Source organism: Nocardiopsis halotolerans DSM 44410 (assembly GCF_000341065.1).
Classification (GTDB): domain Bacteria; phylum Actinomycetota; class Actinomycetes; order Streptosporangiales; family Streptosporangiaceae; genus Nocardiopsis; species Nocardiopsis halotolerans.
Genome location: NZ_ANAX01000318.1, coordinates 1 through 393 on the forward strand (window position 1 = coordinate 1; position 393 = coordinate 393).

1 pseudogene is annotated in these 393 nt (G+C 73.3%); it reads left to right on the forward strand.

Going from position 1 to position 393, the window contains the following annotated elements:
- Positions 1 to 393, forward strand: a pseudogene (locus tag D455_RS31465) (FAD-dependent oxidoreductase); the annotation flags it as partial.

A 393-nucleotide genomic window follows, 5' to 3' on the forward strand; every position in this document is an offset into this window, starting at 1 on the left:
GGCGGCAGGGTGCGCCCCGAGTTCGAGCAGCGCCCGGAGACCTTCCGCAGGCTCGCCGGGCACTTCTTCGACACCTTCCCCCAGTTGGAGGGCCTGCGGTTCACCCACAGCTGGGGCGGGGTCATCGACACGTGCAGCCGTTTCTCGGCCTTCTTCGGTACCGGGTACGGGGGGCGCCTGGCCTACGCCGCCGGGTACACGGGCCTGGGCGTGGGCGCCACCCGTTTCGGCGCCCAGGTGATGCTGGACCGACTCGACGGCCTCGACACCGAACGCACCCGCCTGCGGATGGTCCGGGAGAAGCCCCTGCCCTTCCCGCCCGAGCCGGTGCGCTCCCTGGGTATCGAACTCACCCTGCGCGCGACCGCCGCGGCCGACCGGAACGGCGGGCGC